At 62.0% G+C, this 19790-nt stretch carries 13 protein-coding genes and 3 pseudogenes; 7 read left to right on the top strand and 9 right to left on the bottom strand.

Annotated elements, in window-relative coordinates:
- Positions 1 to 17 precede the first annotated feature (17 nt).
- Entirely contained in the window at positions 18 to 1040 is a 1023-nt protein-coding gene (locus N0Q91_RS08315; RefSeq protein ID WP_275597827.1) for a LacI family DNA-binding transcriptional regulator, read from the top strand.
- 9 nt (positions 1041 to 1049) lie between these two features.
- On the opposite strand, the gene N0Q91_RS08310 is transcribed toward N0Q91_RS08315, so the two are convergent.
- Both N0Q91_RS08310 and N0Q91_RS08305 read right to left on the bottom strand, forming a co-directional pair.
- Positions 1050 to 1877, bottom strand: a complete 828-nt coding sequence (locus N0Q91_RS08310) for a TolB family protein (protein ID WP_275597826.1) — start codon at positions 1875 to 1877, stop codon at positions 1050 to 1052.
- 1 nt (position 1878) lies between these two features.
- Positions 1879 to 3561: an NAD+ synthase gene (locus N0Q91_RS08305; RefSeq protein ID WP_100673097.1), complete on the bottom strand. Its 1683-nt coding sequence runs from the start codon at positions 3559 to 3561 to the stop codon at positions 1879 to 1881.
- Between the two features lie 268 nt (positions 3562 to 3829).
- Here N0Q91_RS08305 and N0Q91_RS08300 point away from each other — a divergent pair.
- The 4 genes and pseudogenes from N0Q91_RS08300 to N0Q91_RS08285 all read left to right on the top strand — a co-directional run bounded on the left by N0Q91_RS08300 (position 3830) and on the right by N0Q91_RS08285 (position 9235).
- A pseudogene (locus N0Q91_RS08300) lies at positions 3830 to 5747 on the top strand (LTA synthase family protein).
- A 284-nt stretch (positions 5748 to 6031) separates the two neighbouring features.
- Positions 6032 to 6454, top strand: a complete 423-nt coding sequence (locus N0Q91_RS08295; RefSeq protein WP_100673095.1) for a TadE family protein — start codon at positions 6032 to 6034, stop codon at positions 6452 to 6454.
- A 1-nt stretch (position 6455) separates the two neighbouring features.
- Positions 6456 to 8190 (top strand): annotated as a pseudogene (locus tag N0Q91_RS08290) (TadG family pilus assembly protein).
- A 106-nt stretch (positions 8191 to 8296) separates the two neighbouring features.
- Positions 8297 to 9235 (top strand): hypothetical protein, encoded by a 939-nt coding sequence (locus N0Q91_RS08285; protein ID WP_198516788.1) that lies wholly within the window; start codon positions 8297 to 8299, stop codon positions 9233 to 9235.
- Positions 9236 to 9266: 31 nt separating this feature from the next.
- Here the strand turns inward: N0Q91_RS08285 and N0Q91_RS08280 are convergent, their stop codons facing one another.
- The 5 genes from N0Q91_RS08280 to rpiA all read right to left on the bottom strand — a co-directional run bounded on the left by N0Q91_RS08280 (position 9267) and on the right by rpiA (position 14346).
- Positions 9267 to 9662 carry a GFA family protein gene (locus N0Q91_RS08280; RefSeq protein WP_275597824.1) on the bottom strand — a complete coding sequence of 132 codons (396 nt, stop codon included), beginning with the start codon at positions 9660 to 9662 and terminating at the stop codon, positions 9267 to 9269.
- Positions 9663 to 9797: 135 nt separating this feature from the next.
- The gene (locus N0Q91_RS08275) at positions 9798 to 11171 is read right to left on the bottom strand and encodes a class II 3-deoxy-7-phosphoheptulonate synthase (RefSeq protein ID WP_275597823.1); all 1374 of its coding nucleotides are present in this window, start codon (positions 11169 to 11171) and stop codon (positions 9798 to 9800) included.
- A 233-nt stretch (positions 11172 to 11404) separates the two neighbouring features.
- Positions 11405 to 12796 (bottom strand): glutathione-disulfide reductase, encoded by a 1392-nt coding sequence (gor, locus tag N0Q91_RS08270; RefSeq protein WP_275597822.1) that lies wholly within the window; start codon positions 12794 to 12796, stop codon positions 11405 to 11407.
- Between the two features lie 200 nt (positions 12797 to 12996).
- Positions 12997 to 13539 (bottom strand): DUF2059 domain-containing protein, encoded by a 543-nt coding sequence (locus N0Q91_RS08265; RefSeq protein ID WP_100673090.1) that lies wholly within the window; start codon positions 13537 to 13539, stop codon positions 12997 to 12999.
- Positions 13540 to 13650: 111 nt separating this feature from the next.
- On the bottom strand, positions 13651 to 14346 hold the full coding sequence (gene rpiA, locus N0Q91_RS08260; protein ID WP_018095149.1) for a ribose-5-phosphate isomerase RpiA: 696 nt from the start codon (positions 14344 to 14346) through the stop codon (positions 13651 to 13653).
- 219 nt (positions 14347 to 14565) lie between these two features.
- On the opposite strand from rpiA, the gene N0Q91_RS08255 reads away from it, so the two are divergent.
- Positions 14566 to 15249 (top strand): HAD family hydrolase, encoded by a 684-nt coding sequence (locus N0Q91_RS08255; RefSeq protein ID WP_026168614.1) that lies wholly within the window; start codon positions 14566 to 14568, stop codon positions 15247 to 15249.
- 33 nt (positions 15250 to 15282) lie between these two features.
- On the opposite strand, the gene N0Q91_RS08250 is transcribed toward N0Q91_RS08255, so the two are convergent.
- Positions 15283 to 17178 carry a L,D-transpeptidase family protein gene (locus N0Q91_RS08250; RefSeq protein WP_275597821.1) on the bottom strand — a complete coding sequence of 632 codons (1896 nt, stop codon included), beginning with the start codon at positions 17176 to 17178 and terminating at the stop codon, positions 15283 to 15285.
- Between the two features lie 497 nt (positions 17179 to 17675).
- Here N0Q91_RS08250 and fumC point away from each other — a divergent pair.
- Positions 17676 to 19066, top strand: a pseudogene (gene fumC / locus N0Q91_RS08245) (class II fumarate hydratase).
- 46 nt (positions 19067 to 19112) lie between these two features.
- Here fumC and N0Q91_RS08240 read toward each other — a convergent pair.
- Positions 19113 to 19721 (bottom strand): pyridoxamine 5'-phosphate oxidase family protein, encoded by a 609-nt coding sequence (locus N0Q91_RS08240; RefSeq protein WP_100673088.1) that lies wholly within the window; start codon positions 19719 to 19721, stop codon positions 19113 to 19115.
- Positions 19722 to 19790 lie beyond the last annotated feature (69 nt).

The following is a 19790-nucleotide window of genomic DNA, read 5'->3' as shown; positions in this document are numbered from 1 at the left end:
GCCATCAGGAGGGATCGGTGGCACATCCGTTTCTCGTCAAGGACATCGCCTTCCAGGCGGGACTCAGTACGGCGACCGTCGATCGCGTCCTCAACGGCCGGAGGGGCGTGCGCCAGCAAACGGTAATGCGCGTCAATGCAGCCATTCGTGAACTCGAGAGGCAGCAGGCCGGCCTTGAGATACAAGGACGCAAATTTGCCGTCGACGTGGTGATGGAGGCACCGGAACGCTTTACCGAAGCGGTTCGCAAGGCATTCGAAAGCGAAGCCGCGACCTTCATGCCTACCGTTTTCCGGTCCCGCTTCCATTTCGCCGAGACCATGCGGCCGCAGGACATCAGCCAGTTGCTCGACCGTATTCGGCTTCGCGGAACCGACGGAGTAGTCCTCAAGGCGCCCGACGTGCCGGAGATTGCCGGCGCCGTAGCGCGGCTCGAAGAAGCGGGAGTTGCGGTCGTCACGCTCGTTACCGATCTGCCGCATTCATCGCGGACGGCCTATGCGGGGGCTGACAACCGCGCCGCCGGGGAAACCGCAGCCTACCTGATCGGCGAGCGCTTCGCGGACCGTCCTGCGACGGTGCTGGTCACCATATCGAGCAGCCGCTTTCGCGGCGAAGAGGAACGCGAGATCGGCTTTCGCCGCGTGCTGCGGGAAAAATATCCGCATATCGGCGTGATCGAGATCAGCGAGGGCCACGGCAGGAACGAGGAGACAGGCGCACTTGCCCTCAAGGCAATCGGCAGCCATCCGGAGATCAATGCTGTTTATTCGATCGGCGGAGGCAATCCCGCCGTGCTCGACGCCTTCAGACAGTTGCAGCGCGGCTGCCTTCTTTTCGTCGCTCACGACCTCGACGAGGACAATCTGGACCTCCTGCGTCAGGGCCTTGTCCAGTTCGTTCTTCACCACGATCTGAAAACGGACGTCCGCATGGCTTTCCACGCGGTTATGGAGCGCCGGGGCGCGCTGCGCGCCTCCGAAAAGCGGCATCTTTTCGCCGTCGAAGTAATCACCCCTTACAATCTGCCGCGTGTCTGACCCCGCCGGCTATTCCTCCGGCTGATAACGTACGAAGGCAAAGGCGGTGCCCGAGGGCGACCAGTTCGGGACGTTCACCGTCCCCTGCCCGCCGAAGAGTTCGAACAGTACGCGCGCATTGCCGCCGTCCGCATCCATCAGGCGGAGACGCACGTCGAGATCGCGCGGGTGATCGAAGACATCGCCGTCATAGGAGAGCACGAGCAGGTGTCTACCGTCCGGCGACGGATGCGGAAACCAGTCGCCGTAAGGGCTGTCGGTGATACGCTGTAGATCCTCGCCGTCCGGCCTCACCCGCCAGATCTGCATGCGGCCGGTACGGCTTGAATTGAAATAGATCCACTCCCCGTCCGCAGACCAGTCCGGCCCGTCATTGCGGCCCTGCCCCTGCGTCAGGCGGCGTTCCTCCCCGCCTTCGACCGGGATCGTGTAGATGTCGAAGACCTGATCGCGGATTCCGCAATAGGCCAGCATGCGCCCGTCGGGCGACCAACCGTGCCAGTAGGACGGCAGGTTGCGTGTGACGAGCCGCGGCGTGCCGCCTTCTGCCGGCAGGAGATAGATTGCCGAACTGCCGAATTCCGTCTTGTCGCTGATCACGAGCGTGCTGCCGTCGGGCGAAATCCCGTGATCGTTGTTGCAGCGCCGGGCAAAGCCGGTATCGATCTCCGTGGGCTCGGAACCGTCGAAGCCAAGCCGATAAAGCCTGCCGTCGCCGTTGATGATGAGGAATTTTCCGTCGGGTGACCAGTTCGGTGCCTCGACCAGCCGCTCCGTCTGCCAGACGACGCGCGTCTCGCCGGTCGCGATGTCGAAGACCTCCACCGAACTGCGCATGCTACCCCCTGTCGCGGAAGCGGTTGGTGATCGGATAACGCCGGTCGCGGCCGAAATTCTTCCTGGTGATCTTCACGCCCGGCGCCGACTGGCGGCGCTTGTATTCAGCGATGTAGAGCAGGTGCTCGATCCGGTGAACGGTTGCCTCTTCATGCCCGCGCGCGACGATCTCCTCCGTGCTCATTTCCTTCTCGACCAGGCATTCGAGAATGTCGTCGAGCACCGGATAAGGCGGCAGCGAATCCTGATCCGTCTGGTCGGGGCGGAGTTCGGCCGACGGCGCCTTGTCGATGATGTTCTGCGGAATGACTTCGCCAGACGGGCCCAGCGCTCCTGGCGGAACGGTGCCGTTTCGCCAGCGTGCCAGCGCGTAAACCTGCATCTTGTAGAGATCCTTGATCGGATTGAAGCCGCCGTTCATGTCGCCGTAAAGCGTGGCGTAACCGACCGACATTTCGGATTTGTTGCCCGTCGTCACCACCATGGAGCCGAATTTGTTGGATATCGCCATCAGGATCGTCCCGCGCGTACGGCTCTGAAGGTTTTCCTCGGTAATGCCCGCCTCGGTTCCCTCGAACATGTCGGAGAGCGCGCTGAGGAAGCCCTCGACCGGCTCTTCGATCGCAACGATGTCGTAGCGGCAGCCGAGCGCCTTGGCGCATGCCTCGGCATCCTGCAACGACTCGCGCGAGGTGTAGCGGTAGGGCAGCATGACCGTGCGAACCCGCTCCTCGCCCAACGCATCCACCGCAAGCGCCGTGCAGATCGCCGAATCGATGCCGCCGGACAGGCCGAGAACGACGTTCCTGAAGCCGTTCTTGTTGACGTAATCGCGAAAGCCCAGCATGCAGGCGCGGTAATCCGCCTCTTCGCCTTCCGGTATGCGCGACTTGAGCCCGTTGGTCGAGGTCCAGCCGCCCGCGCCCCTTTTCCATTCGGAGACGGCCACCGCCTCTTCGAATTGACTCATCTGGAATGCCAGCGACTTGTCCGCGTTGAAGGCGAAACTCGCGCCGTCGAAAACCAGCTCGTCCTGGCCGCCGAGCTGGTTGGCATAGATCATCGGCAGACCGGTCTCGATCACCTGCCGCAGCACCACCTGATGGCGCACGTCGACCTTGCCTCGGTAGTAGGGCGAACCGTTCGGCGACAGGAGGATTTCGGCGCCACTCTCCGCGAGGGTCTCGCAGACGCCGAGATCGCCCCATATGTCCTCGCACACCGGTATGCCGATCCGCACGCCGCGAAAGTTCACCGGGCCCGGCATCTCACCCGCGTCGAAGACGCGCTTTTCGTCGAATTCGCCGTAGTTCGGCAAGTCGACCTTGTCGCGGATGGCGATGATCGTCCCAGCATCGAGAACTGCAACGGAATTGTGCCGGAGGCCGGCGGCCTGCCGCGGAAAGCCGATGACGACGCCCGGCCCGCCATCTGCCGTCTCCGCCGCAAGCTTCTCCACCGCCTGCTCGCAGGCCTTCAGGAAAGCGGGCTTCAAGACGAGGTCTTCCGGCGGATAGCCGGAGATGAAGAGCTCGGTCAGAAGCAGGAGATCGGCGCCTTCGCGCGCCGCCGCCGTTCGCGCCTCGCGTGCTTTCGCGACGTTGCCGGCAATGTCTCCGACCGTGGGATTGAGCTGTGCCACGGCGATCCGTAGCGTTGAGGGAGCGGCTTTCTGTGCAGTCATGAGCGGGCCCGTCGTCTCTCGTCAGCGAATGCATGTGTCGTTCGCGCTGTTCTTACCGCATCCGGGAGAAAAAAACCCGCACTCAATCGAGATCCGGCTGAAAAAATCCGAAAAGCTTCGTGTTTTCGGACCGTTAAGCGCAGCGCAGAAATTCTTTAGCCGCCACAGGAACCTGGCAGCGGCCGCGCCGTTTCCGCCATTCATCCCCTGTTCAAGATGACAGTCGTATGACGGTAGAGTGAAATATTTGTGAAACTGGAGACGCCCGTTGGCCCGTATCGATTCCGCCGTGAGCAGCTCTCAAGTCTACGCCGACGGGCAAGGCTCTTCCGCAAGATATACGAGAACCCTGTCGGGCGCCCGCAGTGCGCTCTTCACGCTTCTCATTGCGACGGCGCTCGTCTTCACCGTCGAATTGATCGTGCGCTGGTCCTTGCCCGAAACCGTCGCCTATTTCACCGATCCCATGCGCCCGGCCTGGACCACGGTCGCCGTGTTCTTCCTCGCCATGCTCGGCGTCGATGCCCTGTTCGGCCGCGAGCACAAGGCCGCGCTGCTCGTCGCGCCGCTCGCCGTTGTGCCGGCATTCATCAGTCAGCAGAAGCAGGTCTTCCTGTCCGATCCGCTCTATCCGACCGATTTCCTTTTCGGCCGGCAGATCATGGAATTGATGCCGGTACTCGTGAAGGACAGGCCGTGGACCGCAGTCGGCGTCGTCGCCGGTTTGATCGCGGCCATCGTCGTTGGCGCGCTCCTGCTGCGGTTCGCCTGGCGGAATTTTCCCAAGCTGACACGGCGGGAGCGGCTGATGCGGATCGCATTCGCCCTGCCGCTGCTGGTCGCATTCTGGAACATCATGGACTACAACCAGTTCTCGTGGATCCGTGACCGGCTTCGTGTCATCCCCATCATGTGGGACCAGACCGAGAACTACCGCCACAACGGCTTCGCGCTTGCTTTTGCCATCAACCTCCCGATGGCCAACGTAAACGCGCCGGCCGGCTATATGGCGGACGCGATCGACCGGATTCCGGTAAAGTCGCTTCCCGCCGGCACGACCCATCGCGGCAAACCGGATGTGATCGTGCTGATGAGCGAGTCTTTTGGGATCCTACGCGGCTTCCCAAGGTGAAGCTCACGCCCGATCCCATGCCGACGATCCGTGAACTGCAGGGCGGCAACGTCTTTTCTCCGGAATTCGGCGGCATGACCGCCAATGTCGAATTCGAAGCGCTGACCGGTTTTTCCAACGCGTTCCTGCCCTATGGCAGCATCCCCTACCAGCAATATATCCGCAATCCGATTCCCTCGCTCGCCACCTTCTTCCGCGGCGAAGGCTATGTTTCGCGCGCCATTCACCCTTTCCAGGGATGGTTCTGGAACCGCACAGCCGTCTACAAGGCCTTCGGTTTCGACATGTTCCGGTCGGAAGAGAACATGCCGGCCATGCAGAAGCGCGGCATCTTCGCGTCGGACGAGTCTTTGACGAAGGAAATCATCCGCCAGGCGGACGAGGTGGAGGATCCGTTCTTCTTTTCGCGGTGACCCTGCAGGGCCATGGTCCCTATGAGGCCAACCGCTATGCGAAGAATACGATCAAAGTCGAGGGCGATCTTCCCGAGGCCGACCGCCAGGTGCTCGCCACCTATGCGCAAGGCGTGAAGGAAGCCGACGACAGCCTCAAGATGCTGATGGACTGGGCGAAAGAGCGCGACCGGGAGACGATCATCGTTCTCTTCGGCGACCACCTCCCACCGCTGAACACCGTCTATTCCAGCACCGGTTACATGAAGGGCATTACGGCCGAGCGCAAGGGACCGAAGGATCAGATGAAGGCCGAGCATGAGACGCCGCTCGTCGTCTGGTCGAACAAGACGGGGCCGAAGAAGAACATCGGCACGATCAGCCCGGCCTTCCTTTCCTACCAGATCCTGAAACAGGCGGGCTACGAGCATCCCTACTACACGGGGTTCCTCGGCAAGGTCTACGACCACTACCGTGTCCTCGACCGTTACATGCTGATCCGCAAGAACGGCAAGGAGGTCGCCGACTGGCTGCGCCAGCCGAAGATCCCCGCATCGCTGCGTGACTACCGCTTCCTGCAGCACGACATGATGTTCGGCAAGCGCTACAGCACCGAGCGCTTCTTCAAGTCCCACGCCGAGCTTTACAGCGCTGGTTTGTGAACGGACTCGGCTAGGACGGCCAATCCCCCGGCTCCACGAAGCGTTTCACTGCTTTCGACAAGCAGTGAAACGCTTCTTGATTCCGGGCGAACCGTGCCCCCTCGGGAAAATGTGGCAGACCCCACCGAATTCAATTAAAACGCGAATAAATATTTCCTAAATTTCGATTTTCCACAAGCAAAAACAAATACTTGCAGGCGTATAGAATAATTAACGATTGTGGCGCAGCCTGAAGCTGCAGAGGCAATGGGAAACAAATACTCAGAATACTTCGGAGGTGCCGCATGTCCGTTTTCAACCGCCTGCTCGGCAGTCGGAAGGGTGCTGCCGCCATTGAATTCGCAGTCATTGCGCCGCTTTTCTTCATGTGCGTGCTGACGCTGATAGCCTACGGGATCTATCTGAGCGCCGCACATTCGATCCAGCAGATAGCCGCGGATGCGGCACGGACGGCGATTGCGGGCCTTTCCGAAGAGGAGCGGGAGCGCCTTGCGACCGATTACATCCGGCGCACGACGATGAGCCAGACCTTCATCGACTCCTCCCGCATGAACGTCACCGTGCGCGATGACGCCAACAATACCAACCAGTTCACCGTCACCATCTCCTATGACGCAAGCGACCTCCCCATCTGGAAGCTCTTCACCTTTGCCCTGCCGGGTGAGCAGATCGAGCGTTACGCGACGATACGCGTGGGAGGCATCTGAGATGCATGGAGCGAAATCCGTCTTCCTGCGATGCCTGAAGTCCCGCACCGGCAATATCGGCGTCTCGGCGGCCCTCGTCATGCCGCTGGTGGTCGCGTCGATGGGGCTCGGCATCGATTACGGCTATCTCACCCTTCAGCGGCGCGAGCTGCAGTCTGTTGCGGACCTCGCCTCGATCGCGGCCGCCGCCAATGTAAGTTCAGCCGAAGAGGCCGTGCTCGCCCACTTCCGGAGCAACGGTCTCGGCTTCGCCGTCTCGACTCCCTCGGGGCTGCTGACTGTGGACGGCAAGCTCCTGCCCAACGATGTCGAGACCGCCGCAAAGGGGGTGGCTACGATCGTGCGCGGGCGCTATGTCCCCGACCCGACGATCGATGCCGGCCAACGGTTCATCAGGGGGGCCCTGCCCGCCGACGCCGTCCAGGTTACGCTTGAGAAGAAGGGCGAAATCTATCTTGCGGCGCTGTTCAGTGACTCGCCCGATATGAGCGTGATCGGCACCGCGGCGAGTTCGAAAATCGCTGCCTTCTCCGTCGGCTCCCGCCTTGCCAGCCTCAATGGTGGCCTCTTGAACGCGATCCTCGGCCAGATGCTCGGCACCAATGTGGCGCTGAAGGTCATGGATTACGAGGCATTGATCGACGCCGACATCGATATCCAGCCATTCCTCAAGATCATCGCCACCCGCCTCAGTCTCACGGCCGCTTCCTATGAAGACGTGCTGGCGACGGAGCTGACGATGCCGCAACTGCTCGGATCGCTGCGGCTCGTGCAGGGGCTTTCCGGAACGGTGACTTCAGCGCTCAAGTCCGTCGAACTCGCAACAGCCGGGAACAGGCAGACATTCACTCTGGCGCAGATCCTCAACATCGATCCGAAAAAGAGCCTCAGCATAGATGCGGGCTCGGACTGGTCGATGAAAGTCAGTGCATTGCAAATCGTCTCTGCCGCTGCGGTGATTGCCAACGGCGAACATCAGATCGCGCTCGACGCCGTTGCGGGCCTGCCAGGTATTGCCTCGGTAAAGGTCAGGCTCGCAATCGGTGAACCGCCCGTGGAAACGCCGAGCCATCGCCTTGGTTCACCGGGCGCGGCAGTAAGAACGGCACAGACGCGCCTCGCCGTCGAAGTCGTCATCGACGGTCTCGCGGCTCTCGCCGGGACCCGCATTCGGCTGCCGATCTATGTCGAACTCGCCCATGCGGAAGCAAAGCTCTCGGATATCCGTTGCTACGGCGGAACGCCGGAGAATGCGGCGGTGATCATAGATGCGGTTCCCGGCGTGGCGGAGATCGCCCTCGGCGATGTCGATCCCACCGTCCTGTCGAGCTTTTCGTCCGACGCCCGGGTGACCCGGGCGCGGCTCCTCGACGGTCTCATCAAGATCGACGGCATCGCCCATGTCGAGTTCCAAGAACCTGCAACCCTCTCGCCTGGCATTCAGCCCCACCGAGGTTGCCTCGCGGACGATCAAGAGCGTTTCGACGAGGGATATCCTCTCTTCCACGACCAAGACCCTGCTCGGCAATCTCGACGCCCAGATCAATGTGGGCGGTCTCCTCTCGATCGGAAGTCCGACTTTATTGCAGCAGGCCCTGGCGCAAACACTCGGCGCGGTGACCGCACCCGTCGATCAATTGCTCTACAATCTACTGCTCCTCGTCGGCGTGCGCATCGGCGAGGCCGACGTGCGCCTCACCGGCGTCAAATGCCAACGGCCCGTTCTTGTTCAGTAAAGCGCTCGCACACGTGCCGATTTCAATTTCGTGTGAAACAAATCGCAGGCCTTGCGCATTGTTCATTACGCGTGAATGGTAAATGCGGGGCGAAGGGACCATTGCAGTGCCCCCAGCGCAGGAGTGGGGGCGCGCGCAGCAGATGCAGCGGGTCGCGGAGAAGGGCAGCTCTGAGCAGCAGGTACCAACCGGCTTGACGGTTAGCGACTTGGTGCAAAATCCAAATTTCCCGCAAATATTGCAGGCAGGCGCGCGAACGCTGATCGCCGTCAATGACCTCTTCCCGCGCGTTGCGCGGCTGGTGGCGTCACACCAGAAGTGGATGCTGACCCAAGCGGCCTATTCCCTGCATCTCGAACGGGATGCCAACAACCCGGAATCAGGCATCACTGCCGCGCGGTTGCTCAAATTCATGCGGGATACCGGAGGCGCCAGCCGCAACACGGCGGCCGCATTCCTGGCGGAACTGGTCGCTTACAAGCTGCTTCAGCCGGCATCCGGCGGACGTACCAAAAGAGCGCGCCCTCTCGAGCCGACCGAGGTCAGCGAGACCGCGATGCGACTCTGGTTCAAGAGTCAGATGAGCACGATCGATCTCCTCGACGGCGGAACCAGAGTCTCACGCGTCGAGGCGGACAAGTCGATTTTCGAACGCGCCCAGCCGCTCGCGGCACGGCGCCTCCTCTCCGACGGCAGATGGACGACGCCGCCGAAGGGTGTCGCCATCTTTGTCTGGTCCGAATCGGGCGGCGTGATCCTCGACGATCTCATGACGCGCGTCTGCGAATTCGTGCCGATGGACGGCAAGGTATGGGTCGATGTCAGCCTGGCGAAACTCGCCGAGCACTACCTGATATCGAATACCCATGTCCGCCGGATATTCGCCAGCGCCGACGCGGCCGGGTTCCTTGGCAAATCCGAGGATGGACGACGCGGACGGTTCTGGTTGAGCGCAAGGCTGATCGAGGAATATGTCTCCTGGCAGGCGGTCAAGATCGAGGCTTTGGCCAGCGCCTATGATCAAGCCTCCGATTGGGGTGCTTGACTGCCGAGCATTCGCTGTACGCCTTATGACGCTACGGCCGCGATCCTGGAAAGCGCGGCAGGTCGTCGCCGATGTCGTAATAGCTCCCCTTGTCCGCGCAAAAGATGTGATAGCCGGGCTCGAGCGCCACCGCCCCGTCAAACGTTCCGGCGAGAATGGACGTGTAGTCCAGTCCATCCGCCTTCCAGAACAGGGCCGATCCGCAATGCCGGCAGAAACCGCGTCGCGCCTCATCGCTGGAACGGTACCAGGTCACGTTCTCGACGCCTTCCACTTCCATTTCACTGTCGAGCACATTCGTGGCCGCGTAGTAGAGCCCGGTTTGCTTTCGGCATTGAGAACAATGGCAGAAGATCAGTTCGCGAAGCTTTCCGCGCGTCTTGAAACGCACAGCGCCGCAAAGGCAACCGCCCTCGTTTATTTCCATCGTCTGCCCCCTTCGAACCTGTGCCCTTCAACACATAAAAAGCCGGGCAAGCTTTCAAGCTGGCCCGGCCAAAGTCAAATTCAGAGAATGCGCCGCAGGTTCAGAAATATTGAACCGATGGCTTTATCGAAGCGATCAGCCGTTGACGACCATCTTCTTCTCGTCGCGGCCGCCCTTCATCCGCTCGGCGAGCAGGAAGGCCAGCTCAAGTGCCTGGTCGGCATTGAGGCGCGGATCGCAATGGGTGTGGTAGCGATCGGCAAGGTCGTCGCCGGAAAGCGCACGCGCGCCGCCGGTGCACTCCGTGACGTCGTTGCCGGTCATCTCGATATGGATGCCGCCCGGATGCGAACCTTCGGCGCGGTGAATCTGGAAGAAGCTCTCGACTTCGGACAGAATCCGCTCGAACGGTCGGGTCTTGTAATTGTTGAGCGTGATCGTGTTGCCATGCATCGGATCGCAGGACCACACCACCTTCTTGCCCTCCCGCTCGACGGCTCGGATGAGGCGCGGCAGATGCTCGGCGACCTTGTCGTGGCCGAAGCGGCAGATCAGCGTGAGACGTCCCGCCTCGTTGGCGGGATTGAGGATGTCGATCAATTCGAGAAGGCCGTCCGCCGTCAGCGACGGGCCGCACTTCAGGCCAAGCGGATTCTCGATGCCGCGGCAATATTCGATATGCGCATGATCGGGCTGGCGCGTACGATCGCCGATCCAGATCATGTGGCCGGACGTCGCGTACCAGTCGCCCGAGGTCGAATCGACGCGCGTGAGCGCCTGCTCGTAACCGAGCAGCAGAGCTTCGTGGCTGGTGAAGAAATCCGTTTCACGCAGGCTCGGATGGTTTTCAGCCGTGATACCGATCGCCTTCATGAAATCCATCGTCTCGGAGATCCGGTCGGCGAGCTTGCGGTAACGCTCTGCCTGAGGGCTGTCCTTGACGAAACCGAGCATCCACTGATGGACGTTCTCGAGATTGGCGTAACCGCCCATGGCGAAGGCGCGCAGCAGGTTCAGCGTGGCCGCGGACTGGCGATAGGCCATGACCTGCCGTTCCGGATTGGGCACGCGTGCCTCCTCCGTGAACTCTATGCCGTTGATGATGTCGCCGCGGTAGCTCGGCAGCGTCACATCGCCCTGTTTTTCAACGCCCGACGAGCGCGGCTTGGCGAACTGGCCGGCAATGCGGCCCACCTTGACGACCGGCTGCTGCGCACCGAAGGTCAGGACGACGGCCATCTGCAGGAAGGCGCGGAAGAAATCGCGGATCGTATCGGCGCCATGCTCGGCGAAGCTCTCGGCGCAGTCGCCCCCTTGCAACAGGAAGCCGCGGCCCTCGGCGACATTGGCAAGTGCGCTCTTGAGACGGCGCGCCTCTCCGGCGAAGACAAGCGGCGGATACTTGGCAAGACGCGCCTCCACGCTATCGAGCGCTGCGAGGTCCGGATAGTCCGGCACCTGCTGAATGGGTTTTTGCCGCCAGCTGTTCGGAGTCCAAGTCTGTGCCATTTCCATCACCTGTTGTCTGACGCGGATCGGCCCGCGTCGCGCCCTGCGGCCGTCACGCCGCCCGGCATCCGGATTTGCATGCGTCCGCGTCGGCAGCCCCGCCGATACCTGCGATCTGCCACAACGCCCGGGGCGGACTACTTTCGCGGATGCGGGCTTATAAACGTTAACAGGGGGCTTGGAAAGCCATCCTACCAGAAAACGTGGACTGCCACGACGCCGGCGGACAAGGCTCAGCCGACCCTCTCTCCGTTCCTCACGCGATAGCTCGGCTGATACATCGTGACGAGCTCCTCCGCCGCCGTCGGGTGAACCGCCATCGTCCGGTCGAAATCGTCCTTCGTGCAGCCGGCCTTCAGCGAAATCCCCAACAACTGCGCCATCTCGCCCGCATCATGGCCGAGAATATGCGCCCCGACGACCTTGCGGTCAGAGGCATTGACGACGAGCTTCATGATCGTCTTCTCCTTACGGCCGGAGAGCGTCGCTTTCATCGGCCGGAACTCGGCGCGATAGACCTCGATCTCTTGGAATTTCCGGGCCGCTTCCTCTTCCGTGATCCCGACCGTGCCGATTTCGGGTTGCGAGAAGACGGCAGTCGCGATCAGGTCGTGGTCCGGCGAGCTCGGATTGTTCTTGTATTCCGTCTCGATGAAGCACATGGCCTCGTGGATCGCCACCGGGGTCAGCTGCACGCGATCGGTCACATCGCCGAGTGCGTAGATCCCCGGCGTGCTCGTGCGCGAAAAGGCGTCGACGATGATTGCACCGAGCTCATTGGTCCTGACGCCGGCGGCCTCAAGCCCGAGACCCGTCGTGTTCGGCACACGACCGAGCGCCAGCATCACCTGGTCGGCGACGATCTCACCATGTTTCATCGTCGTGGCCACCCGCCGCCCGTCCGCATCCGCCGACACCGACTGAATGATGTCCTCGCAGAGGATGCGGATTCCCTTCTCCTCCATGGCTGCGTGCAGACCACGCCGCATATCCTGATCGAAGCGGGACAGAATTTCCTTCCCGCGGTAGATCAGCGTCGTTTTCACGCCCAGCCCGTGGAAGATATTGGCGAATTCCACGGCGATGTAGCCGCCGCCGGCAATGAGGATCGATTCCGGCAGCGCCGGAAGATCGAAGGCTTCGTTGGAGGTGATGCACAGTTCATGGCCCGGCAGCGCGTCATGCGGACTCGGATGTCCCCCGACCGCGATAACGATGCGCTCCGCGGTGACGGTCTTGCCGCTAGCAAGCAGCTTCACGGTGTTCGGACCGGCGAGTTCGGCGCGCGTATCCAGGATCTCGGCGCCGGCATTCGCCAGGCCCTTACGGTAAAGACCCTCCAGCCGGGCGATTTCCTGTTCCTTCGCGGCAACGAGCTTGGCCCAATCGAAACGGCTCTCGCCGACGACCCAGCCGAAGCCGGCGGCATCTTCGAAATGTTCCGCAAACTGCGAGGCATAGACATAAAGCTTCTTCGGTACACAGCCGCGGATGACGCACGTCCCGCCGTAACGGAACTCCTCGGCAATCGCCACCTTCTTGCCGAGCGCCGCAGCCAGCCGTCCGCTTCTCACGCCGCCCGAACCGCCGCCGATCACGAAGAGGTCATAGTCGAAAGCGCTCATGGGAACTCCTGCAGGAAGTGAAATGTCGAATAGGCCGTCGGCCGGGAGACGTCGGGCTGGAAAGCGCAAACGGAGTCGCCTTTCGCCCCTGATATAGTATTGCGGCGCAAAAAAAGAAAAGCCCGGATCGCTCCGGGCTCCTGTCTTGCGGTTAAACTCGTGCCGTCAGGTGGCGGCCAGACCGCCGGTTCGACCCGTCGTTATTGCGCAGGCGCCGCGGTGCCGGCATTTGCCGCCGGCGCATTGCCGATCTTCTCGTCGAGCGACTTCGTCGCTTCGCTGGTCAGGTCGCGCGAAACGCCGGCAGCCCAGATGTCGGCGGCCTTCAGCATCTCACGCGAGGCGATCGGGCCGTCGTTCAGAAGCTTCTTGCCCGCGGTCGAGTTGTAGAAGTCGGCGATGGCGTTCAGTTCTTCGACGGTGAAGGTCTTCGCGTAGATGGTGGCGGCTTCGCGCTCCAGATCCGAACGCCGCCCGGCGAGGCTGAGCGCCTTCTCGTCCACGGTCGCGGTGATCAGTTCCTGATGGTTCGGCGAAGCCTGAATGAGGGTGTTCTTCAGGCGTTCGGCGAGGTTCGGCAGAATGTTGTCGAAGCTGTTGGTCACGCCGAGCGCGGCGATCGTCGCACGCGCAGCCTTGATCTGATCTTCCGTCACGTCCTGCGCCCGTACCGCCGGAACCGCAACCGAAACGAGGATCGCAGCAGTAGCGAAAGTGCGGGCAAGACCTGCGAATTTGTTCATAATTTTCCATGCTCCTGTGTTGGCACCTGCCGCCCGGCCGATAGCCGCCGCCTGGCTGACCTGTGCAAAAGTCTGTCTCTCGATACGCCCCGCGCCGCTGGCCGGAGCGGTTCAAGAGGCCGTAAGCGTGCGCGCTCCCTCAGGACCGGCAATGATCGCCATCGACGCCATTTCTATGAAAAGCCCGTGCTCGACGACGCCCGGGATGGCGTTCAGCTCCACCGCGAGCGCATCTGCATCAGGAATACGGCCAAAAGATGCATCGAGAATGAGGTGTCCGCCATCGGTCGTGAAGGCTCCGTCGCCGGAGGATCGCACGACGATGTCTCCTGCCAGACCCAGACGCGAAGCGGTCTTTTCGATTGCGAGCCTCGTGGCGACCTGGCCGAAAGAATTGATCTCGATCGGCAGTTTGAAAGCGCCGAGCACGTCCACGACCTTCGATTCGTCGGCGATGACAATCATCCGCGCCGAGGCGCTCGCGACGATCTTCTCGCGCAGCAACGCGCCACCGCCGCCCTTGATGAGGCGTAGCTTTCCGTCGACCTCGTCGGCCCCGTCGATCGTCAGGTCCAGTTCCGGCAGTTCGTCGAGCGACTTCAGAGGCACACCGAGCTCGAGGCAGAGGCGCGCAGTCCGCTCGGACGTCGGGACGCCGGAGATCTGAAAGCCGGATGCCACTTTCTCGGCCAGCAATCGGACGAATTCTTCAGCCGTCGAGCCTGTGCCTATTCCAAGCCGCATGCCGTTTTCGACATGTTCAAGCGCCGCTTCGGCGGCCTTGATCTTCATTTGGCGGGCGTCCATGCGCCACTCGCTCCCTCTCGATCCACGTCAGGCGGGGGCGTCGCCCTCGGCCGCCACCGTCCAATTCCGCTGAGACACTTACACGCCCGCAGCGGCAAACAAAAGTCAAAATGCACGGCCTGAACCGGATTCCGGCAGCGCTACGACCTAGGTCGCCATTGCATTCCACGCCGACTTCGCCTACCCGGTCGGACAAGGTTTTGCAGAACGAGGTTGCCGGTGTCCCTGCCCTTAGTCGTCTTCGATCTCGACGGTACGCTCGTCGACACAGCGCCCGATCTCGTCGCCAGCTTGAACCATGCGGTGACGCAAGCCGGTATCGAGCCGGTGACCTATGCGGACCTCACGCATCTGGTCGGCCACGGCGCACGGGCCATGATCGAGCGGACTTTCGCGCTTCGCGGCAGAACGATTGCCGAAGAAGAACTGTCCTGGCAGATGAAAGAGTTCGTCGATTTTTATCACGGATCGATGCCGGGTGAATCCCTGCCCTATCCCGGGCTGGTCGAAGCGCTCGACCGCCTGCAGGATGCGGGGCTGAAACTCGCCGTCTGCACCAACAAGCCGGAAATGCTGGCAAAGCGTCTTTTGGAGGGGTTGGGGCTACTTGGCCGCTTTGCGGCGATATCCGGCGGCGATACCTTCACGGTGCGCAAACCGCATGCCGACCACCTGCTGTCGACGGTCTCGAATGCCGGTGGGGTGGCCGAACGGGCGGTCATGGTCGGCGACAGTCTCAACGACGTTCTCGTCGCCCGAAATGCCTCCGTTCCGTCGATCGTCGTGCCCTTCGGCTATTCAGACGTGCCGATAGAAAGCTTGCTGCCCGACCAAATCATCGGGCACTTCGACGAATTGACACCGAATCTGGTCGAGACCGTGCTCTCCCGCAAGCCGAAGTGAAAGGGGCCGCTCGTGTAACGCGGCCCACCCTCCTCAACCTTCCAAACTCCGCGCCTTGCGCGTCGCCTCGAATGCGCGATTCATATACATGTCGCGCTCGTAGACGTCGTCGAAATACTCGACGGTCCCGTCCTTGTTCGGCCAGGCGGTAAAGTAGGAAACATAGACCGGGACTTTGGCGGACACCGGCAGCGCCTTGTTGCGGCCGCCTGATATTTCCATGCCGACATCATCGACACTTACGCCCAGAACCGCCGCCGCCATCCGCCGGGGATCGGCAAGACGCACGCAGCCATGGCTGAGCGCCCGCTGATCACGCTTGAAGAAGCTCTTCGACGGCGTGTCGTGCATGTAGATCGCATGCGCATTGGGGAAGAGGATCTTCAGTTCGCCAAGCGCATTGTCGCTGCTCGGCGGCTGACGCACGGCGACCGAGTTCGTCGATCCGTACCAGTTCACCGCGGTGGAAGGAACAACGCGGCCGCCGACTTCCACCTGATAACCCATCCGATCCAGGTAGCCCGGATCGTTTCTAAGCTTCGGCAGCATCTCGTTGACGATGATCGACTGCGGCACGCCCCAATAGGGATTTACTTCGACCGTCTGGATTTCGTCCTGGAAGAAATATGTCTGGTTGGCCTTGGAACCGACGACCACGCGCATGGAGAACTGCTCGGTGCCCTGTTCCGTATAGGAGGCGGTGAAGGCCGGCTGGTTGATGAAGACATAGCGCTCGCCAAGCCCATCCGGCAACCAGCGCGCCTGCTCCATCGCGATTTCGACCTTGTCTATCTTCCCTTCGGTCGTATCGCCGCCGGTGAGCGCGCGTATCGACGCCTGCCCGACAATGCCATCCGCCTTCAGGCCATGTTCCTTCTGGAAGGCCTCGACGACCGGCACCAGCTCGGGCGTGTAGTCCGGCGTCCCGTCATAGGCCGCGAGCACGACCGCATGCTCCGTCTTCAACGCTTCCGAGGCTTTCAACTTGATTCCGGCGATGACATTCGCGAGTTCCGGATTGCGTTCGCCGGGCTTCAGCAACGTCCCCGGTGCGATCTCCACCCGTGGCACAGCTTCCACCTGCGTCCGAAGCCGCTCGAGTTCCTGCCTCAATGCCGTAAACTGTGCGCTTTTCGGATTCTGACTTTCGACAAGCGCCGCGACATCACTGCTTGTCTCGACCTTCTCCAGAAAGCCAAGAAGATCGACGTTTTTCCGCTTGAAGTCGTGATAGCCGGATATCCTGTTCGGGTCGATACGGCCGCGCACGGTGTCCTGGACATAGGTGAGCACGGCCGCGGACATCGCGATTTCGAAGCGCACCAAATCCTTCTCGCGGGCGATCATGTCGCCGCGGTCGAAATCTTCCGGAGGAATGACGATGGCGTAGTCGAGCGGGTCGAGACCGACCTTCGCAGCGTCGGACAGGACGGCCAGCGCCGCCTTGGCACGGCCGTTGACGCCCGTCCTCTCGATCCACAGGAAATCCGACCGGGTGCCGTAGAAATTCTCGACAGCTTTCGCCACCTCGCCGGGCGCGCGCACATTGATTTCCGGAAGAAACTGGCGCGCATCGGAAAGCGGCGAGCGCAGCATCGGCGGCAGGGCTCCGTTCAGCACCGAACCGGTAACGACGGGATCGACCAGACGGTCCGTCGCGATCCGGCGCAGCGGGTCCGCCTTATAGGTATAATAGCGCGGGCCGGTGATGCGCGGAGGCTTCGCCACCTTCTGATCAAGCCGCTGCGGCGCGAACATGTCCACGCCCGGAACCTGCTGGCGAGGCTGCACCTGCTCCTGCGCATCGCGCTTCTTGCCTCCGCGGATGAAGTCCATGAAGGTGATTGCAGACGCCGGCTGCACATCCATGGTTGCAACCGCACAGCCGCTCATGAGCGCGACAATCGCTGCCGACTTGATAGTTCTCATAGATATAAACGTCCCCGTATTGCGTCGCCGCCGAATGCAGTCGCCGCCAGATTCTCGCCACGCCCTCGTGCTCCGAGAGTTATAGAAAAGGATGGTGAATGAAAAGGAAACGAAGCCTCCCGAATCCGCGCCCCGCGTATCGCCGCGTCCCGTTTTCAGCCATGACCCTTCGTCTAAAAATCTGATTTGCATCCACTTTGAACGCCGCGGCGCCATGCCGATGTTCCCTGCGACACAGGGAAGATGCGCAACGGAAGATTGCGGATGTGACGGAAAGGACACATCGTGCCGGCCGGAAACCCTTGTGAGCGAAGCCTGATCGCGGCTTGCCGCTCGGCGGCAATTCAAACGATTGTAGGCGTTCCAAGCCCCCGCGGCCCCTTTACAAGGCGTCATGGCCGAGGCAGAGAAATGCCCGGCAGCGGGGAGGAAGATCGGCTTTGGACCCGGTTCCCCGCCTCGGCTTCATGAACCGCATGACGAAAGCAGGTATCGCGATGACATCGACCCGCACGGAAACAGATACGTTCGGCCCCATCGAAGTGGCGAGCGACCGCTATTGGGGCGCACAGGCCCAGCGATCGCTGGGCAATTTCAAAATCGGCTGGGAAAAGCAGCCTCTGGCAATCGTGCGTGCACTCGGCATCGTCAAACAGGCGGCTGCCCGCGCCAACATGGCGCTCGGCCGCCTCGACCCGACGATCGGCGACGCGATCGTCAGGGCCGCGCAGGAGGTGATCGACGGCAAGCTTGACGAGCACTTCCCTCTCGTCGTGTGGCAGACGGGCTCCGGAACCCAGTCGAACATGAATGCGAACGAGGTCGTTTCCAACCGTGCGATCGAGCTGCTCGGCGGCGTCATGGGCTCGAAGAAACCGGTTCATCCGAACGATCACGTCAATATGAGCCAGTCGTCGAACGACACCTATCCCACCGCCATGCACATCGCCTGCGCGGAGCGCGTGATCCACGATCTGCTGCCGGCGCTCAAGCACTTGCACAAGGCGCTCGAAGAGAAGGTGAAGGCTTTCGATCACATCATCAAGATCGGACGCACCCACACGCAGGACGCAACGCCCTGACTCTGGGACAGGAGTTTTCCGGCTATTCTGCGCAGGTCGCCTCCTCGATCAAACGGATCGAGATGACGCTCCCCGGCCTTTGCGAGCTCGCCCAGGGCGGGACCGCCGTCGGCACCGGGCTCAACGCGCCCGTCGGATTTGCCGAGAAGGTCGCCGAGGAAATCGCCGGCATCACCGGCATCGGCTTCACTTCCGCGCCGAACAAGTTCGAAGCACTGGCCGCACACGACTCGATGGTCTTCAGCCACGGCGCGATCAACGCCACCGCCGCCGCGCTTTTCAAGATCGCCAACGACATCCGCTTCCTCGGCTCCGGCCCCCGCTCCGGCCTCGGCGAGCTTTCGCTGCCGGAAAACGAGCCGGGCTCGTCCATCATGCCGGGCAAGGTCAATCCGACTCAATGCGAAGCGCTCACCCAGGTCTGCGTCCAGGTCTTCGGCAATCATGCGGCGCTGACCTTTGCCGGCAGCCAGGGCCATTTCGAGCTCAACGTCTACAATCCGCTGATGGCCTACAACTTCCTGCAGTCGGTGCAGCTGCTCGCCGATGCGGCTATCTCCTTCACCGATAATTGCATCGTCGGGATCGAGGCGCGGGAGGACAACATCAAGGCGGCGCTCGACCGTTCGCTGATGCTGGTGACTGCGCTTGCGCCGAAGATCGGCTACGACAACGCGGCCAAGATCGCCAAGACCGCACACAAGAACGGCACCACGCTTCGCGAAGAGGCCGTAGGCGGCGGCTACGTCACGGACGAGGAGTTCGACGCCGTCGTCCGCCCCGAGACCATGATCGGCCCGGCCTGATCGGACTTCAGGCGGCCGCGGCTCGACATGTAGCCGCCGCGGCCGCCTACCACATGGTTTTCGCGGCGCGGCCGGGCCACTCCCGGTCATAGCTTTCCTTGTCGAAATCGGCCTTGGCAGCCTTCAGCAGCGCGCCCGGCGTCGGCAGCGAGGCGGCATCGGCGAAGCGCTCCGCATTCCAGAGCTGTGAACGGATCAGAGCCCGGGCGCATTGGAAATAGACCTCGCCGATCGTGACCACGACGACGCTGCGCGGGTGCTTCCCGTCGATCTCGAAGGAACCGGTCAAAGCCGGGTCGACGCTGACGACGGCGGTGCCGTTGATGCGGATGGTCGTATTCGATCCGGGCACGAGGAAGAGCAGCGCCACTCTCGGATCGCGCACGATATTTGCAAGCGAGTCCACCCGGTTGTTACCGCGCCAGTCGGGCATCAGCACGGTCTTGTCGTCCGCGACGCGGACGACGCATCGATCGTCGCCCCGCGGCGAACAGTCGAGTCCCTCAGGACCGACGGTGGCGAGCGCTGCGAAGGGCGACGCTTCGATCATTTCCCGGTACTCGGCCGTCAGTGCAGCCGTTACCTTGACGATCGATGCCTCGCTCGCTCCGCCATAGAGCGCCTGCAACTCCTCGACCGTTCCGATAATCGTCATCTCATCCCTCCTGCAACGGTGCTGCGGCTGTCACGCCGAAATCGCGATCTCTGCGCGCCCGTTTCGAGG

This window comes from Sinorhizobium prairiense (assembly GCF_029201645.2).
GTDB lineage: Bacteria > Pseudomonadota > Alphaproteobacteria > Rhizobiales > Rhizobiaceae > Sinorhizobium > Sinorhizobium meliloti_A.
The sequence above is the reverse complement of the archived record's forward strand: the minus strand, read 5'-3'. Positions and strand labels throughout refer to the sequence as shown.

Coding starts and splice junctions, on each gene's coding strand:
- N0Q91_RS08310 (WP_275597826.1), bottom strand. CDS start 1,877: ATGCGCAGTTCGGTGGAGGTCTTCGACATCGCGACCGGCGAGACGCGC.
- N0Q91_RS08305 (WP_100673097.1), bottom strand. CDS start 3,561: ATGACTGCACAGAAAGCCGCTCCCTCAACGCTACGGATCGCCGTGGCA.
- N0Q91_RS08295 (WP_100673095.1), top strand. CDS start 6,032: ATGTCCGTTTTCAACCGCCTGCTCGGCAGTCGGAAGGGTGCTGCCGCC.
- N0Q91_RS08280 (WP_275597824.1), bottom strand. CDS start 9,662: ATGGAAATAAACGAGGGCGGTTGCCTTTGCGGCGCTGTGCGTTTCAAG.
- N0Q91_RS08275 (WP_275597823.1), bottom strand. CDS start 11,171: ATGGCACAGACTTGGACTCCGAACAGCTGGCGGCAAAAACCCATTCAG.
- gor (WP_275597822.1), bottom strand. CDS start 12,796: ATGAGCGCTTTCGACTATGACCTCTTCGTGATCGGCGGCGGTTCGGGC.
- N0Q91_RS08265 (WP_100673090.1), bottom strand. CDS start 13,539: ATGAACAAATTCGCAGGTCTTGCCCGCACTTTCGCTACTGCTGCGATC.
- rpiA (WP_018095149.1), bottom strand. CDS start 14,346: ATGGACGCCCGCCAAATGAAGATCAAGGCCGCCGAAGCGGCGCTTGAA.
- N0Q91_RS08250 (WP_275597821.1), bottom strand. CDS start 17,178: ATGAGAACTATCAAGTCGGCAGCGATTGTCGCGCTCATGAGCGGCTGT.
- N0Q91_RS08240 (WP_100673088.1), bottom strand. CDS start 19,721: ATGACGATTATCGGAACGGTCGAGGAGTTGCAGGCGCTCTATGGCGGA.